Annotated in this window: 16 protein-coding genes; 4 read left to right on the plus strand and 12 right to left on the minus strand. The window is 54.6% G+C overall.

The window, feature by feature from the left end; all coding sequences use genetic code 11:
- Positions 1-93: 93 nt before the first annotated feature.
- From M2418_RS06465 to M2418_RS06480, 4 genes are all read right to left on the minus strand, one after another.
- Positions 94-522 carry a hypothetical protein gene (locus tag M2418_RS06465; RefSeq protein ID WP_192487333.1) on the minus strand — a complete coding sequence of 143 codons (429 nt, stop codon included), beginning with the start codon at positions 520-522 and terminating at the stop codon, positions 94-96.
- A gap of 215 nt (positions 523-737) precedes the next feature.
- Positions 738-2138 (minus strand): HAMP domain-containing sensor histidine kinase, encoded by a 1401-nt coding sequence (locus tag M2418_RS06470; protein ID WP_259145527.1) that lies wholly within the window; start codon positions 2136-2138, stop codon positions 738-740.
- Positions 2128-2799 carry a response regulator transcription factor gene (locus M2418_RS06475; protein ID WP_192487331.1) on the minus strand — a complete coding sequence of 224 codons (672 nt, stop codon included), beginning with the start codon at positions 2797-2799 and terminating at the stop codon, positions 2128-2130. The genes M2418_RS06470 and M2418_RS06475 overlap by 11 nt, the downstream gene beginning before the upstream one ends.
- Positions 2800-2874: 75 nt before the next feature.
- Positions 2875-3129, minus strand: a complete 255-nt coding sequence (locus M2418_RS06480; RefSeq protein ID WP_192487330.1) for a hypothetical protein — start codon at positions 3127-3129, stop codon at positions 2875-2877.
- Positions 3130-3724: 595 nt separating this feature from the next.
- Between M2418_RS06480 and M2418_RS06485 the strand changes: the two genes are divergently transcribed.
- Positions 3725-3967, plus strand: a complete 243-nt coding sequence (locus M2418_RS06485) for a putative quinol monooxygenase (protein WP_259145910.1) — start codon at positions 3725-3727, stop codon at positions 3965-3967.
- A gap of 85 nt (positions 3968-4052) precedes the next feature.
- On the opposite strand, the gene M2418_RS06490 is transcribed toward M2418_RS06485, so the two are convergent.
- A complete protein-coding gene (locus M2418_RS06490) occupies positions 4053-4364 on the minus strand; it encodes a Dabb family protein (RefSeq protein ID WP_250983035.1) in 312 nt (103 codons plus the stop codon).
- A gap of 572 nt (positions 4365-4936) precedes the next feature.
- Positions 4937-5317, minus strand: a complete 381-nt coding sequence (locus M2418_RS06495) for a hypothetical protein (RefSeq protein ID WP_259145530.1) — start codon at positions 5315-5317, stop codon at positions 4937-4939.
- Between the two features lie 176 nt (positions 5318-5493).
- Between M2418_RS06495 and M2418_RS06500 the strand changes: the two genes are divergently transcribed.
- The gene (locus M2418_RS06500) at positions 5494-7155 is read left to right on the plus strand and encodes an alpha/beta-hydrolase family protein (protein ID WP_259145532.1); all 1662 of its coding nucleotides are present in this window, start codon (positions 5494-5496) and stop codon (positions 7153-7155) included.
- Positions 7156-7189: 34 nt separating this feature from the next.
- Here M2418_RS06500 and M2418_RS06505 read toward each other — a convergent pair whose 3' ends face one another.
- The gene (locus M2418_RS06505; RefSeq protein ID WP_259145533.1) at positions 7190-8029 is read right to left on the minus strand and encodes an SDR family oxidoreductase; all 840 of its coding nucleotides are present in this window, start codon (positions 8027-8029) and stop codon (positions 7190-7192) included.
- A gap of 138 nt (positions 8030-8167) precedes the next feature.
- On the opposite strand from M2418_RS06505, the gene M2418_RS06510 reads away from it, so the two are divergent.
- Positions 8168-8542: a helix-turn-helix domain-containing protein gene (locus M2418_RS06510; protein ID WP_259145535.1), complete on the plus strand. Its 375-nt coding sequence runs from the start codon at positions 8168-8170 to the stop codon at positions 8540-8542.
- Positions 8543-8547: 5 nt separating this feature from the next.
- Here M2418_RS06510 and M2418_RS06515 read toward each other — a convergent pair whose 3' ends face one another.
- Positions 8548-8979, minus strand: a complete 432-nt coding sequence (locus M2418_RS06515; RefSeq protein ID WP_259145536.1) for an Lrp/AsnC family transcriptional regulator — start codon at positions 8977-8979, stop codon at positions 8548-8550.
- 118 nt (positions 8980-9097) lie between these two features.
- On the opposite strand from M2418_RS06515, the gene M2418_RS06520 reads away from it, so the two are divergent.
- The gene (locus M2418_RS06520) at positions 9098-10204 is read left to right on the plus strand and encodes a saccharopine dehydrogenase family protein (RefSeq protein WP_259145911.1); all 1107 of its coding nucleotides are present in this window, start codon (positions 9098-9100) and stop codon (positions 10202-10204) included.
- A 53-nt stretch (positions 10205-10257) separates the two neighbouring features.
- On the opposite strand, the gene M2418_RS06525 is transcribed toward M2418_RS06520, so the two are convergent.
- The 4 genes from M2418_RS06525 to M2418_RS06540 all read right to left on the minus strand — a co-directional run bounded on the left by M2418_RS06525 (position 10258) and on the right by M2418_RS06540 (position 16575).
- Complete coding sequence (locus M2418_RS06525) at positions 10258-11721, minus strand: protein adenylyltransferase SelO (RefSeq protein ID WP_405049382.1); 1464 nt, start codon at positions 11719-11721, stop codon at positions 10258-10260.
- 74 nt (positions 11722-11795) lie between these two features.
- The gene (locus M2418_RS06530) at positions 11796-12995 is read right to left on the minus strand and encodes a low temperature requirement protein A (RefSeq protein WP_259145537.1); all 1200 of its coding nucleotides are present in this window, start codon (positions 12993-12995) and stop codon (positions 11796-11798) included.
- Positions 12996-13022: 27 nt separating this feature from the next.
- Positions 13023-13301 carry a hypothetical protein gene (locus M2418_RS06535; RefSeq protein ID WP_259145539.1) on the minus strand — a complete coding sequence of 93 codons (279 nt, stop codon included), beginning with the start codon at positions 13299-13301 and terminating at the stop codon, positions 13023-13025.
- A 94-nt stretch (positions 13302-13395) separates the two neighbouring features.
- Positions 13396-16575, minus strand: a complete 3180-nt coding sequence (locus M2418_RS06540; RefSeq protein ID WP_259145541.1) for a bifunctional diguanylate cyclase/phosphodiesterase — start codon at positions 16573-16575, stop codon at positions 13396-13398.
- Positions 16576-16779 lie beyond the last annotated feature (204 nt).

Genomic DNA, 16779 nt, shown 5'->3' on the forward strand with positions numbered 1-16779 from the left:
GAAACAAGCAGGCCCGCAATAACGCAAATTTGAGGCAATGTGCCGCAACCTTGCGCATCTTTCATGGGGCTAAAAACACCCTCTTGCCATGACTTATGTCAAAGGCGTCCAGGATCCGTCCGCATTTCGGCACGCCGTTCCACGCACTTTCGTCTCGCGGCTATCCGCGGTGATGGTGTGGGTATACTGGCGGCAATTCTGTCCGCCGACCTGATAAGGTGCTGCCGCCACAACCTGACCCTTGCCGTCGTCGCCGCTCCAGGTCACGGGCTGGCCACCGGGGGCTGCCTCAAGTGCCTTGTATTCGGCTTCCAATGCGCGCTGCAGGTCATTGCGTTCAAACTTCAATCCGCTGCGCGCGATGATGCCCCCCTGCAGGCTGGCGATATAGGGTGTCGAGGTGGCGGAGCTGCGCGACAGCAAACCACCGGTACCCGCTGCACGGTTGGTTGTTGTGCAGGCACTCAAAACAGACAGGGATACAGCCGATACGACTGCCGAACGCATTGCGAGATTGATCATCTTACCAAATCTTGTTTTTCTGTTTTCACCGGCCACGAATACGCTTGTCGCTATTCTAGAACACTTCCAGAAAAAGAGTGAAGCAGTTTTCCTTAGGGATACACGTAAAAACAAAGACATGGTGCGTTTTAGTGACTCTTTGCCGTCAGACGTTCCATTACGCTCCACGAAAGTTGCACGGTTTCCCGGTGTCGTTTTTTGAATAGCCTGCACTGTCATCCGTGTTCTTTCGAAAGTCCCGGCAGCAACAGCTCAGCTTTGAGGCCTCCCAACGCACTGCGCGACAGCTTGAATGTGCCATGATATTCCGAGGCAACCTCGCTGACGATGGACAACCCAAGCCCCGTTCCGGGCTTGCTTTCATCCAGACGTTTGCCACGTTTCATCGCTTCACTGATCTGCTCAGGCTCCAGTCCCGGGCCATCATCCTCGACAACAAGGTTCACCCAGGTTCGGCGGGCGTCTTCGGGATCTGACGGCGCCTGCGTGGAAACTTCCAGCGTCAGACTAACGTCAGAGGCGGCAAACCGTGCCGCATTTTCCAGCAGGTTGCCAACCACCTCTTCGAGATCCTGCTGCTCCATAGCCAGAACCAGACCGGCTGGCGCCACTTGCAGCGTAAAATTCTTGTCGCTGTTAAGGCGCCGCATGACACGTACCAGCCGCTCCAGTGCAGGCTCTGCCTCGACACGCGCCAGAATGGAACCCCGCTGCGCGGCGATACGTGCCCGGCTGAGATAAGATTGAACCTGCGCCTGCATCGCCTCGGCCTGCGTGCGAACAAGTTCGCCTTGCTGATGATCAAGCAGCCGCGCCTCATTCAACAGAACGGCAATCGGGGTTTTCAGCGAATGGGCCAGATTGCCCACCTGCATACGTGCACGCTCGACAAGTCTGCGGTTGCTATCGATCAGCGCATTGATTTCCGTGGCAAGCGGCTGAATTTCACGCGGGAAGGTTCCTTCCAGACGCTCGGCATCACCACTGCGCACTTTTCCAAGCGCAACCTTTGCCCTATCAAGCGGACGAAGACCGAACAGAATGGCAAAGCCATTCACTGCAAGACTACCGACACCAAAAATGGCCAGTGCGATGTAAAGGCTGTTGGAGAAGCTGGCGATATCATCTTCGACGACATCGAGGTTGCCAGTCACGCGAAACCGCGCTGCACGTCCCTCGCCATCCAGCACCACTTCCGTTTCCGCAACCAGCACACGATTTCCGGCCTCATCGACCACGGGATAAAACCGCTCATAACGGCTGTCGAACGGAGCGTCGAGAATGCCGGGAACTGGCAGGCTTGCCACACCGAGCGATGACGACACCAAGGGAGCGGCGGTAAAGTTTCCAAGCGGTTCCACCACCCAGTACCAACCGGTGTCGGGCTGGGCAAAGCGCAGGTCGCCCAACTGCGGGCTGCCGGTCAGCGTATTTTCATTGCTGATCGAGACCGAGTTGATGACGTTGTAAAGCTGGGCGCGCAGAAGGTCGCTGAAGCTGCGCTCAGCACCCTGCCGGTACAATGTGGAAATTGTCACAGCAATCACCACCAGCGCCAGTGCTGACCATAAAGAGGCTAGCAGCAGAACGCGGGCAGTTAGCGAGCTATTTTGCATTTTCAGGCGCTTGCATGCGGTAACCCAGACCGCGAATGGTCTCGATAAGATCGATGCCGATCTTCTTTCGCAAGCGACCGACAAACACTTCGATCGTGTTGGAGTCACGGTCGAAGTCCTGGTCATACATATGTTCGACCAGTTCGGTGCGGGACACGACCTCACCCATGTGATGCATGAGGTAGGACAGCAAGCGGAATTCGTGTGAGGTCAGCTTGAGCGTGATGCCGTTAACCGTCGCCTTAGAGGTCTTGGTATCGAGGCGAACCGGACCACAGATGATTTCAGAAGAGGCATGGCCAGCGGCGCGGCGAATAAGTGCGCGCACACGGGCAAGAACTTCCTCGACATGGAATGGCTTGGTGACATAGTCGTCGGCACCGGCATCAATACCGGCCACCTTGTCGCTCCAGCGATCGCGCGCCGTCAGCATCAAAACCGGCATGCCCTTGCCACTTCCACGCCATTTTTCGACAACGGTAATGCCATCCATCTGCGGCAGGCCGATATCCAGCACGACAGCATCATAGGGCTCGGTATCGCCAAGGTAGTGCCCTTCCTCGCCATCAAAGGCTTGGTCGACCACGTATCCTGCTTCCTTCAACGCGTCTGTCAGCTGTCGGTTGAGATTTGTGTCGTCCTCGACCACAAGAATGCGCATGTCCGCCCTTAACCCTCTAATTCACCCACCGCCCGGTTGCTGGCGAGGATATACCCCCGCCGCCAGCAACTCCAGTTACATGGGAACTCTCATCGTGACTTTTCTTGGTCGCTCACCTCCGCCCTGCACCAGCACAGTCACAACGCAACTCTGGCCGTCCCCCGACGGCTGGGCGGAAAGAAGCTGGCCGCCGGTTTCGCGGATGACACGGGAGACGGCAGCACTGCAATCTACAGCGGCCAATATCACCCGGTCCTGCATATCAGCCTCCGGCGCTATGAAGCCGGATAGTCCGGCTGCAAGCGTCGCTATGATCAGAGGTGATGCCATTCCACAAACTTCCAAATACAAAACACGGTAGAGAATATGTAGCGCAATACGTCTGAATGGCAAATGAATGACGCCATAATTCAAGAAAACAAGGTTTACAGCGCCCTTCCCTGCTTTGTCATTTCAAAGACTTGATGGCAAAAACTTTGCCGTAAAACGAAGTCGTACTACCAAGTACATGGAGACGCTGTCTGCGGATATCCACAGTGTGATTCTACAAGAGCGAGTTGGCGAGCCCCTTTGCGGATGAAAACTGTTACTATCCCACCAATCGATGCCGCCCTTGCAGTTGCCGGGTTCGATCGGGAAGTTCAGACATATTTCATTTCTTCGAATTAAGATTGGCATTACTGGCAGGACCACCAGTCTTGGCCTGAAAGACCGTGTTTTGCGCTTTATCAAACCTGATTTGATGATTCATTTGAATCTCTTGCGCGCTGTCCTTCACACAATGAGTCCGGTACTTCACACACTGATTCAACTTTGGCGGAATTTGATTCCGCAAAAGGTCGTAGCGGTTTGTTTTCGTGAGGTATTGGTTATGCTCAAAGTCATTGCGCAGGATTTCATCAGGCCAGAGGCGGTCGATATCGTTATGCCGCTGTACCGCGAGCTGGTTGAGAAAACCAAACAGGAAAAACTCTGCATCGCCTATGATCTTTTTGTTGGTCAGAAAGATCCCGGCCACTTCATTTTTATTGAGGAATGGCCAGACCGAGCAGCACTCGATGCCCATTGTGCGACCGAACATTTCACCCGTCTGGTGCCGCTGATCAATCAGCACCGGCGGCAGGAAGGTACCTTCATCCTCATGGATGATTTCGATCCCGCCACCTAGAATGATGGCCAGCGAGTACAAAAAACCGCCCTGAAATCTCTATCGGGCGGTTTGCAAATCCTGTCATTTTTATAGGGCGAAAAGCTCAATCGACGATCGGGCTGGTCACAGCCTTGGCGTTATCATAGTCGGCAGCGATGCGGATTTCGCGCAGCGGCTTTACCGTGGAGGTCGAGCGATTGTATTCCGGGTGGGCCTTGTAGGCGGCAAGAGCTGCTTCGTCTTCGAACTCACCGTAGACGACAAAATCAACCTCATTGTCCCACTGATCGTTTTTCACATTCTCGCCGATCTCCAGCTTGGACGCGTGCGGGATCGCCGTGAGGATCGACAGACCTGCCCTGACCGCTTCGCGATTTGCTTTTGTGGCTGTGAAAAAAACGATGTGACGGATCACGGCTGCACCTTGCTTTATATTCCTCTGAACTGCCCCGGCGATATCACCTGCGCGTTGTATGTTCAATCCGCGTGGTTCGGCTGAAATAATCTCGCAGCGGATTTGGGGGCAGATTCTTAGTTCAGGATTTAATGCATTGTCTGTCCTGAAAAAGGACGGCCTGCCTCGAAAGACCCGCAATGACACAGGGCGTCACCTTTCAGCGGCACGCCAATTATTGCCGTTCATCAAATGCTAATCGATTTGAAAAAATCTTAATCGATTTTAATGCCTCAAAGCCTGGTCGGGAGTATTTTTTTGCTTGAAGCCGGGAACAATCACAGTAATCCTCACGTTCATCACCCCGCCATGACCAATAGGAGGAATGCCAATGACATCGACAATTCCCCATGATGTTGCACAGCGTCTAGAAGATGAATGGCGTCAGATGCGCGATCTGGGATCGAAGCAAAAGCCAGCTACGTCGAGCAAAAAGTAATATTTTCTTAGTTTTCGTAGGGGGCACATAGTGCCCCTTACTTTATTGGGATGCCTGTCCCATATGACGCAACATGTTGCGTTGGACCGACACTTCAAATCTCTCTGTCGATTTTCCGGAATTGTTTGGCACCGCTTCTAAAACCGGTGCGCGGGCCCTCTGATGGAGTGCTCGTCAGCGCGACGTTAAAGCATTCATCGAAGCTGAATAAACGCCAAGCAGGAATGGGTGGCGTATTGCTTTCACCATCTATTTGCCAAGCGCTCATGGCTGGCCGAAAAGCCGTTGTCGTTCCGACAGTGTGAACTTCGACAACCCTCGGAAGGCCTTCATATGTCAGCGACAAACACATGCCGCGGTCGATAGCCTCAATAGCCATCAGACGATTGTTAGCGGCCTCGGCCACGTTCTTCGGCTTGTTGGTCTTTATCTTGTGTGAATAACTTCCACCCCAAGGGGACGTTCGTTTGGCCATTGCCGGTTTCCTCTAATTCAACAGAAAAGCCGTCTTACCATAAGCGTGTCTTATCGTGGGACTTTAATCACGGGACCACATTCCTGCCCCCCATTGATTATTACAGTTATCTGTTGGCTTTAGCCAAACACCCGTACTAGACTTGCGGGAATGACCAACAGGATTTTGAAACCCTCATGAATTTTCAATTCCTTAGGAATAGTCTCCGTTCTCTTTCAATCACCGGCATTCTGATTGGCACGCTGTTTTTCTGCGTGTCGCTGACGCCAAGCCTGCTGCCACGGACCTATGTCATGCAGGGCGCACTGTGTGGATTTGCCTTCAGCACCGGTTACATGATCGGTGTCTTCCTGCACTGGGTGTGGGCCTATCTGCAATTGCCGGAACCGAACCGCCATCAGGCGCGCGGCATACGGTTCCTCATTTCTTTTGCAAGCCTGGTCACCGCGATCTTTTTCCTGTGGCAGGCAGCCGAATGGCAGAACTCCATTCGTATATTGATGCAGCTACACCCCGTTGACAGCGCACATCCAACCAAAACCGGCCTGATCGCTGCGGCGATCAGCATTGTGCTGATTGCAGCCGGTCGCCTTTTCCAGTTGATCCTGCGGTTTACGTCACAACGCAGTGGCCGTTTCCTGCCGCGCCGGGTGGCGAATGTTGTCGGCATCGCAGTTGCCGTGTCGCTGTCATGGATGGTGGTCAACGGCATCATTTTCGACATTGGCCTGCGAGCAATGGACTCGTCCCTCAAACAGTTCGACTCGATGATGGAACCGGATGTTGCACGGCCGACCGATGCCAGCAAAACCGGCAGCAGCGCATCGCTCGTCAGTTGGGAGGGGCTTGGCCGACGCGGGCGTGAATATGTGGCAACCGGCCCTTCGAAGGCAGAAATCAAAGCTTTCACCACCAAACCGGCGATGGAGCCAATTCGCGTTTACACCGGCCTGAACTCAGCCGAGACACCGCAGGAACGAGCAAAACTGGCGCTGGAGGAATTGAAGCGCCAAGGCGGCTTTGAACGCTCAATGCTCGCCATCATCGTGCCGACAGGCACCGGCTGGATCGACCCTGAGGCAGTCGACACGCTGGAATATCTGCACCATGGCGATACGGCCAGCATCGCCGTGCAATACTCTTATCTCTCCAGCTGGCTGGCGCTGCTGACCGAGCCGGATTACGGCATCGAAACCGGCCGGGCGCTGTTTCAGGAGGTCTATGGTTACTGGACCACGCTGCCGAAAGATCAGCGTCCCAAACTCTATCTGCATGGGTTGAGCCTTGGTTCGCTGAACTCCCAGAAGTCTTCGGATCTTTATGATGTTTTGGCCGATCCGTTTGACGGCGCCCTGTGGAGCGGACCACCCTTCTCCAGCACAACATGGCGCATGGCGACCAATGGCCGCGAACCAGGTTCGCCGGCATGGTTGCCACGCTTTCGGGATTCGTCGGTCATCCGCTTTGCCAACCAGACCACCACGGCGGAAATGCCAGACAAGCCGTGGGGACCCATGCGCATTGTCTACCTGCAATATGCCAGCGACCCGATTACCTTCTTCGAGCCATCGGCGCTTTATCGCCGTCCAGCATGGATGGACACGCCGCGAGGGCCGGATGTGTCGCTGTCGCTGCGCTGGTTCCCTGTCGTGACACTTCTGCAATTGGGACTTGATGTCGCCTCTGCGACAACGGCACCGATGGGTTATGGCCACGTCTATGCGCCGGAGCATTATATTGACGCCTGGATCCAGGTGACGCAGCCACAAGGCTGGGACGCGGAAGAGACGGAGCGGCTAAAGGCGTTTTTCATTCAGCGGCGCAGTCTGACGGAATAGGGCAGAACAGCTCTGCCCTATCTAAAGTTTTCGCTTACGCCTTGAGTGTCGCGAGATTGTCAGCGATGTAGGTTTCCAGCGAACGTGCAGGTTTACCTGTCAGCGTTTCAACATCACCGGTCACACCTGACGTCCAACCCTGACGGACCGGGTAGAAGATCGAGGTGAGGAATGTTGCGTAATCCTCCGGTACACCAACACCGGTCAAAAGGCTGATAAAGGCCTCGTCACTCAAGGTCGAATAGGTCACAGGTTTGCCGGTTGCCTTAGAGATAAGAGCGATCGCTTCCGCGTAACCCAATGCCTTAGGCCCGGTCAGGTTAAATGCCTTGCCATCAAAATTGCTAGAGGTCAGTGCTGCGGCCGCACTGGCGGCAATGTCCCGCACATCGATGAAACTGGACTTGCCATCATCGGCGGGAACCGAGACCTGACCGTGGTCGATGCCTGCCTTCCAGTAGGTGTGGAAATTGTCCGAGAACCAATTGGGCCGCAAGATGACATGAGGCACGCCCGAATTGATGATTACCAGTTCCACCTGCCGGTAAGGAATGCTGTCATCGGCATCGACACCCAGCACGCTCTGGAAGACGATTTTAACCTTGCGGCTGATAGCAGCCTCAATCACCGGCAACAACTTGCCCTTGGCATCGACGTAACCGCCAGCCAGCATGATGTAGGCGCGATCTACGCCCTCGAAAGCCGGACCGAAGGTTGCTGGATCATCATAATCAAACCGCACGCCTTCCGCACCATCGATAGCGTTGCCGGAGCGGGACGCGACCTTCACGCTTTCTCCCTTTTCGAGCAACAGCTTGACCAGCGGTTTGCCGACGTTTCCATTTGCCCCCAATACGAGAACCTTGCCTGCCATTTCAAAACCTCTTAGTATCTGTTAGAAACTATGTATGCTTGAGATACATACTTTCATCACGAAGGTAGCGAAAGAGAGCACTTTAAAGTCACATGGTTTCCATCAGGAAACCGATGACCATGCCAAAGCGGGGTTGAGATGGAACATGTCTATGATGTCTACGAGGATCGCTGTCCGACGCGCATGGTGCTGGACAGGCTGGCCGACAAATGGGCGCTGTTGATCCTGGACCGGCTGCGCTCCAAGACCGTGCGCTTCAACCATCTGCGACGCGACATCAAAGGCATTTCGCAGAAGGTTCTGTCACAAACATTGAAAAAGCTGGAGCGTGACGGCCTCATCAACCGCGAGGTCTTCCCCACCGTCCCGGTGACCGTGGAATATTCACTGACACCGCTTGCGCTGACATTAAATGAAACCGTTGCGGCGCTGACTCATTGGGCAGAAGGCAATATAGAAGCGGTGCTTGCGGCGCAAAAAGCCTATGATGACAATGCTGCCGAGAAAAACTGAGCGGTTCAGCGCGAAATACGAGTCGAAAGAATAATCGACGACAGGGTTCGCTCGACCCCATCGATTGCGCCGATGCGATCAATCAAGCTGTCGAGGTCGGCAATGGATGGCGCTGCCAGAATAGCAATCAGATCAAAGGTGCCGCTGACAGAGTGTAGTGTCGTGACTTCGCTGATCGCGGCGAGTGCCGCCGTCACCGCCGACAGGGATTTGGGCGCGATGGTAATCAGCACATGCGCCCGCACCAGCCCGCTGCGATAGGCATCCGACAGCCGAAGGCCGTAACCGGCAATCACTCCATCCGCTTCGAGACGCTCGATCCGGGCCTGCACCGTGGTGCGTGACAGACCAAGTTTGCGCGCCAGTTCCGTCACCGGCATGCGGGCATTTTCACTCAATAGCGCCAGCAAAGCGCGATCCTTGTCGCTCACCGTCATATTGCGCAATCCTATGGGCATTATGCGTTATTTATTTCGTCTATATGAAACATATGCAGCTACGAATCGACAAGAAAAATCGTCATTCTGTTAAAAAATTGCATCATCCTGTGGGGAAATAAAAATGAAAAACATTGTCGTCGTTGGCGCTGGAAATATCGGCTCTGCCATTTCATGGATGCTGGCAGCCACGGGTGATTACCGGATTACCGTTGCGGATCGTTCTACAGAGCAGCTGGCCAATGTGCCTGCCCATGAGCTGGTTGAAACCAAAGTCGTCGATATTACCAACCGTCCAGAACTTGAGGCCTTGCTCAAAGGCCAGTTCGCGGTGCTGTCTGCCGCACCGTTTCACCTTACCTCAGGCATCGCCGAAGCAGCGGTTGCAGTCGGCACACATTATCTCGATCTGACCGAAGACGTTGAATCCACCCGCCGGGTCAAGGCACTGGCGGAAACCGCCAACACCGCGCTCATCCCGCAGTGCGGACTGGCACCCGGTTTCATCTCCATCGTGGCTGCCGATCTAGCGTCGCGCTTCGACAAGCTGGACAGCGTGCGCATGCGGGTTGGTGCCCTTCCGCAATATCCGTCCAATGCGCTCAACTATAACCTGACCTGGAGCACCGACGGCCTGATCAACGAATATATCGAACAGTGTGAAGCGATTGTCGAAGGACGTCTCACCGCCGTTCCTGCTTTGGAAGAGCGCGAAGAGTTTTCACTGGATGGCGTGACCTATGAGGCGTTCAATACCTCGGGTGGCCTTGGCACACTGGCGGCGACGCTGGAAGGCAAGGTGCGCACCATGAACTACCGCACCATCCGTTATCCCGGCCATGTGTCGATCATGAAGGCGCTGCTAAACGACCTGAACCTGCGCAACCGCCGCGAAGTGCTGAAGGACCTGTTTGAAAATGCCCTGCCCGCCACCATGCAGGACGTGGTGATTGTATTTGTGACTGTGTGTGGCACACGCGGTGGCCGTTTCCTTCAGGAAACCTATGCCAACAAGGTCTACGCTGGCGCCGTATCCGGCCGCATGATGAGCGCGATCCAGGTCACCACAGCCGCTGGCATCTGCACGGTGCTCGACCTTCTGGCCGATGGCACCCTGCCACAAAAGGGTTTCGTGAAGCAGGAAGAAGTTGCTCTGCCCAAATTCCTCAACAATCGCTTCGGCCATTATTATGCGCCGCATGACGGTTTGGCGAAGGTCGGCTAAAGCTCCACAATCGGGGGCGATCACGTCTCGCCCCCAGCCTGCTGTCCCTGGGCTTAAGTCCCGCAGAATGTCCTGAACACTCGCTCATGGCCCATTGGCGGCTGCATGTAGACGGAAAATTCCGGCAGTTCTTCAAACGGCTTGGCAATTGCCTTCAACATGTCGTGGAAGGGTTCAAAGTCACCATCTTCAACCGCCGCCGCAATCAGTTCCTCGATGCGATGGTTGCGCGGAATGATTGCCGGGTTGGTGGCGCGCATATTGACCAGCCGTTCTTGCGGTGACGTGACTTCGCGCCCTGCCCGTTCTTTCCATCGTGCAAGCCACGTATCAATCGAATGCAGATCAATAAACATGCTGCGGAAAGGCTCGACGTTACCCTCGGCGGCATCGGACAGCCGACGAAAGGCGAGTGTGAAATCAACCTCACCCAGCTTCATCTGCTCCAGCAGATCCTGCACCAGCGCTTCGTCATCGTCCTCTTCATTGCTTAAGCCGAGCTTCTGGCGGAAACCGCTTAGCCAGCGTTGTGGAAAGGTTTGGGCAAAATCTGCCAGCACGCCATTGGCCATCTCGGCCGCTTTCTCGACATTCTCATCCAACAGCGGCAACAGGCACTCCGCCAGCCGGGCAATGTTCCACTGGGCGATGCCCGGCTGGTTGTTGTAGGCGTAACGCCCCTGCGCATCGATGGAAGAAAACACCTTCATCGGCTGGTACTCATCGAGAAAGGCACAGGGGCCGAAATCGATGGTTTCACCTGACACTGCCATATTGTCAGTGTTCATCACGCCGTGAATGAAACCGACCATCAGCCAGCGTGCAATCAGTTCGAGTTGGCGTGCGGCAATGCCCTGCAGCATGGCAAGATATGGGTTTTCGGCCTGTCTGGCGTCCGGATAGTGGCGATCAATGACGTGATCGGCCAAGGCCTTGATGGCCTCATTGTCTTCTCTGGCGGCAAAAAATTGGAATGTGCCAACGCGGATATGACTTGCGGCAACGCGGGTAAAGACACCGCCCGGCAGGCCGGTTTCACGCTGTACTCGCTCGCCTGTCGTCACAGCGGCAAGTGCGCGTGTGGCGGGAATGCCAAGCGCATACATGGCCTCTGATACGATATACTCGCGCAACACCGGCCCAAGCGCCGCGCGCCCGTCCCCTCGCCGAGAGAACGGCGTACGACCCGACCCTTTCAGCTGGATGTCGCGGCGTTTGCCTGAGGTGTCGACCACCTCACCCAACAGGATTGCACGACCATCCCCAAGCTGCGGCACGAAGCCGCCGAACTGGTGACCAGCATAGGCCATGGCCAGAGGCTCGGAGCCTTGTAGAATGGTGTTGCCGGAAAAAATCTGCGCCAGGCGGGCATCATCGGCATCGGCCAGATCAAGCCCCAGCTCCTCAGCTAGTGGCTTGTTGAAAGCAATAAGCTGCGGCGCTTTCACCTGCGTTGGCATGACCGCTGCGGTAAACCGTTCCGGCAAACGGGCATATGAATTATCAAATTGGGTCAAGGTTTCACTCCCTGCGTTTGCCTCTATATGGGGCTTGTCAGGCAAAGATGCGAGAGGATTTCACCCACAGAGCGTCACGCAGCGGAAACAGTGACTGCACGCCTGCGAACAACCAGATACTCCCATATGGCGACCATCAACAGCACGGCGGCACTGGTAATCTGCAACAGATAAAGCGGCAGGCCCGGCAGGAAGAGCAACCCGACCAAAATCGCAATGCCGACAAAATGCGACACTGGCCGCATATGGGCCGAGGCTATTTTCACACCGATCGCTCCGGCCAGAAACAGGACCGGCCCACCGATGATGGCCAGTGTCTGACGCAGCGTCGCTGCGTCATAGCTATGCGACAGGCTGAAATCTTCACCCACCGCGGTTAAGATGATGCCAGCGACGATCGGCAAATGACCGTAATTAAACAGGCTTTGAGCGATCTTTTCCGGTTCGGCAGCGCCATCCACCTTTTCGGACACCCGCTGCTGCGCATAATCAAAATAGATCCACCACATCAGCACCGTGCTGGAAAAGGCGCAGAAGAATACCACGAATGTCAGACTGGAATTCATATGCTCCGATGCGGTGCGCCCGGTCGTCAGGATGGTTTCGCCGAGGCAGATGATGACGAAAAGGGCGCAGCGTTCAGCCAGATGTTCGCCCGACAGCCCGAGCTTTTCCTCACCACCGGTTTGCAGACCCGGTACGTAATATTTTACTAGCGGTCCTGCATATTCTACCACAATGGCAAGCGTCCACAGCACGATGCGCAGGTGTAGTTCGGCTAGTCCCCCGGCAAACCAGAACAGGCTTGAAAACACCAGCCACACCGCAATACGCGCAAAGATGCGATAATTCTCGTCATCAACGCCTTTGAACACATAGAGCGCAAAGCATGTCCTGCCAATCTGAATGGCGCTGTAGATGGCTGCAAATACCATGCCCTGTTCGCCAAAGGCTTCCGGGATGGCAATAGCCAGCAGAATTCCGCCAAACATCATGGCAAACAGCAGCAGCCTGACCACTTCCTTTTCGGTGTTCAGCAGGTTGGTCAGCCAGGTGGTGTTGATCCACAGCCACCATAAAGCAAAGATAAGAATTGCCGCCTCAATGAGGGCGGTCGTGCCGAAATCTTCGGCTAGCGTGTGCGATAACTGAATAAGTGCAAATACAAACACCAGATCAAAGAACAATTCAGGGAATGTCGCCTTGCCGCTTTCCTGATCATCACGTTTCAAAAGCCCGGCTTTCGCCGGCCCTGTCGCCTGTGTCTTTTTCATGATGTGCCCCCACATACCGCCTGTCGTTTATTGCGCTGCTGCGTCAGCCAGATCATTTCGTTCCAGCGTCGGGTTTTCCCTGCCGGGAAACTGCATGGCATTTGCTGGATCCGTGTAAAAACGCGGACCGACAAGACGAACACGCTTGCCTGCAACATCGGTGATGTAATGGACCTCACCCGAAGCGGCAGTCACAGCTTGGTTTTTCTGGGCCGGTGGACTGACAGCTTTTATGGATTGAGACAAAGCGGGAAGTGAAGTGGCTGTGAGGGTGATTGCCGCAAGACTTATCGACAGCCAATTCATATCTGTTCTCCACACATGATGAGATTTCACGCATGAAGAACAGCAAAGGGAAAATTTTGTTCCATCGCCGGGATGAAGGCCGGCAAAGGATTTATCAGGACGCCTTTGGAAGAACGTCCAGGGACGGTTTGTTTTTCAGTTGCGGGATTTCGTTGAGCAGTTCACTGACCTGATTTGTCGTCAAAGGTCGCGCCATCAGGAAGCCCTGAACCTCATTGCACTGATCCGCAGTCAGCATGACAAGCTGCTCGTTGGTTTCAACACCTTCGGCGGTGACGGACAGGCCAAGCGCCTTGCCGAGACCGAGGATGGCCTGAATGATCGAGCGTGCGCTGTCGCTTGAATCGATGTCCGAGATAAAGCTGCGGTCGATCTTGATCACATCAAATGGAAAGTTGCGCAGGTAGCTCAGTGAGGAATATCCGGTTCCGAAATCGTCCATTGCGAGCTTTATGCCCAGCGCCTTCAAATCCCGCAGAACTTCATTGGCGCGCTCGGCATCCTCCAGCAGCACACCTTCGGTGATTTCAAGTTCCAGCAGATGGCCAGGCAAACCGCTTTCCAGCAGGCAGGATTTGACCTTGTCTACCAGCCCGGCATCTCGGAACTGAATGGGCGATACGTTGACGGAAACGCCGATGCTGTCCCATTGTGCAGCAGCATTGCAGGCGGTGCGCAATATCCATTCACCCAGCGGAACGATCAGACCGTTCTGTTCGGCAATGGAAATGAAGTCCATCGGGTTGATGCGGCCATGTTCCGGGTGTGCCCAGCGAACAAGTGCTTCAACGCTGCGGATCGTTCTCTGGCGCGTATCAAATCGTGGCTGGTATTCGAGATAGAAGTCGCCCGCCGTCAGGCTGTGACGCATGTCTTCGGCCAGCTGACGCTGTGTGCTGATCTTCTCATTCATGTCGGATGCGAAGAAGCTGTAATGCCCGCGACCATTTTCCTTGGAGCGGTACAGCGCCGTGTCGGCCATCCGCAACAACTCATCCGGTGTCGTCGCATCGGTTGGCGCCATAGCAATACCGATTGACATGCCAATGCTCACCTCACCACCATCGTGACGGATCGGCTGAGTGACAGACTTGTAGAGATTTTTGCAGAATGGCTCGATCTCATCCATCGTCATACCAGGTGCGGCAATAACAAATTCGTCGCCTCCGATACGGGCAACAAGCTGGTCGTCTTTCAGCGCGCGGCGCATACGGTCTGCCACCTCACCCAACACCCGGTCGCCGACATGGTGGCCATAGGTGTCGTTGACCGGCTTGAAGCGGTCGAGGTCGATGTAAAACACCACCATGCTGGCCTCTGGGCCACCAAGGCAGGCATTCATGAAGCTCGAAAGCTTGGCGCGGTTGGGCAGCGACGTTGCCGCATCATGGTTGGCCTGACGGCGAGCATCTTCGAAGGCTTCGGCCAGAGCAACATTCGAGCTGACATCGGTGGCGTATTTGATGACCTTGACCGGCTTTCCGTCGAGATCGAGAACGGGGTTATAGGAGGCCTGAATCCAGATTTCACGACCGTCCTTGCCTAGACGCTTATACATGCCCGAATGATAAGCACCTGTGCGCAGCAGATCCCAGAACTCAACATATTCTCGGCTGGCAGCAAATTCTTTTTCAACAAGCGTCGCGTGATGTTTGCCGTCCAGTTCATTGGCCTCATAACCAAACATCGACAGGAAGTTTTGATTGGCCTCGGCAACCGTACCATCGAGGTTAAACACGATGACGCCCTGCGACCGGTGGATGGCATTGATCTGGCCGACATGATCGGCATGCATCATTTTGTCAGCGGTGACATCGGTCGCATATTTGACGATTTTAAACGGCTTACCGTTCATGTCGAGAATAGGATTGTAGGTTGCCTGCAGCCAGATCTCGCGACCATCCTTGCATATGCGGCGATATTCGCCCGCACAATGATTGCCCTCTGACAGCTTTTTCCAGAATGTCTGGTAGTCCTCGGTTTTGGCATACTCTTCTTCGACAAACATGCTGTGGTGCATGCCGCGTACGTCGGAATAACGGTAACCGGTGGCATCGAGGAAGTTTTCGTTGGCATCAATGATCGTGCCGTCGAGCTCAAAGGAAATCACACATTGCGCGTTGTGAATCGCAGCAATCTGGCCCTGATTATCGGCCTGCAACAAACGTTCATCAGTGACCACAGAGGCGTATTTCACCACCTTGACCGGCTGGCCATTGGTGTCGAAAATCGGATTGTAGGTCGCCTGCAACCAGACCTCCTTGCCGTCTTTGCCGATACGGCGGTACTGGCCTGAGCGATGGTGCCCCTTGCGAAGGTCCTGCCAAAAGGCGGCATATTCGCCGCTATGCGCATAAGATGGCTCAACGAAGACGCGGTGGTGACGTCCGCAAATTTCGTTCTCCGTATAACCGGTGGCTTCCAAAAATAGGTCATTGGCATCCAGAATGGTGCCGTACATGTCAAAGGTTATGACAAGGTTCGACTTGTGGATGGCGGTAATCTGCCAGCTGTAATCGGCTTGACGCAGCTTTTGCTGGGTAATGTCCGTGGCGTATTTAACCACCTTTGTCGGACGTCCAGCAGGGTCTAGTACCGGGCTGTAAACCGCCTGCAGCCAGACTTCCTTGCCATCCTTGTTGATCCGGCGGCATTCCCCCACGCGGTGTGCGCCGCTGGACAGTTCCTTCCAGAAGGCTTTGTATTCTGTACTTTCTCGTTCTTCCTCTTGGATGAAAATTGAGTGGTGCTGGCCAAGTATCTCCTGTTCCTCATAACCCATGGCATTGAGGAAGATTTCATTGGCACTGAGAATAACGCCGTTCAGCGAGAAATGGGCAACGGCTTGCGTCTTGTTAATGGCGATGATCTGGCTGCGCTCGTCCGCTTCGCGGGTCTGCTGCTCAGTCACATCCTCAACGATCTGCACGATTTCAGTGATATGGCCACCGTCGTTCTGCAGGGGCACATAACGCGAATGTAGCCAGATTTCATGCCCGCCATTTGTGATGCAGAGCGAACGCTTTTCAACGAACTTGCCAGCGCGCAGATCTTCCCAGATCGCGTTCTGTTCTGTGCGCTGGTAACTTTTGGACAGGAACATGGTTTCCTGCTGGCCAATCAGGTCAGGTAGTTCATATCCGGTAATGCGCAAAAACCTGTGATTTGCAGCCTTGATCCTGCCATCCGGTGAGTACCGAACCGTAGCAAAAACCTGATTAAGCGCACGTAACTCGGCATGCACTTCAGAGGTTTTATTAGTAATGACAGACATTTGTTCTACCGGATAAAAGTGAAATTTCGGCACCTTTATAGTCCATGACTATCTAAACAAATGTAAACCCTTGTATCTCCACGATAAGTTCAACTTCTAAGTTAATGAAACATCTATTATGTGCCGCAAACATAGCGTCGTGGTTGCGGCGCTGAAACCACGTGGCCTTTTTCTTGCTGAACTTTTGCGCCTTAGTTTCGTTGT

Source organism: Rhizobium sp. BIGb0125 (assembly GCF_024810055.1).
Taxonomy (GTDB): Bacteria; Pseudomonadota; Alphaproteobacteria; order Rhizobiales; family Rhizobiaceae; genus Agrobacterium.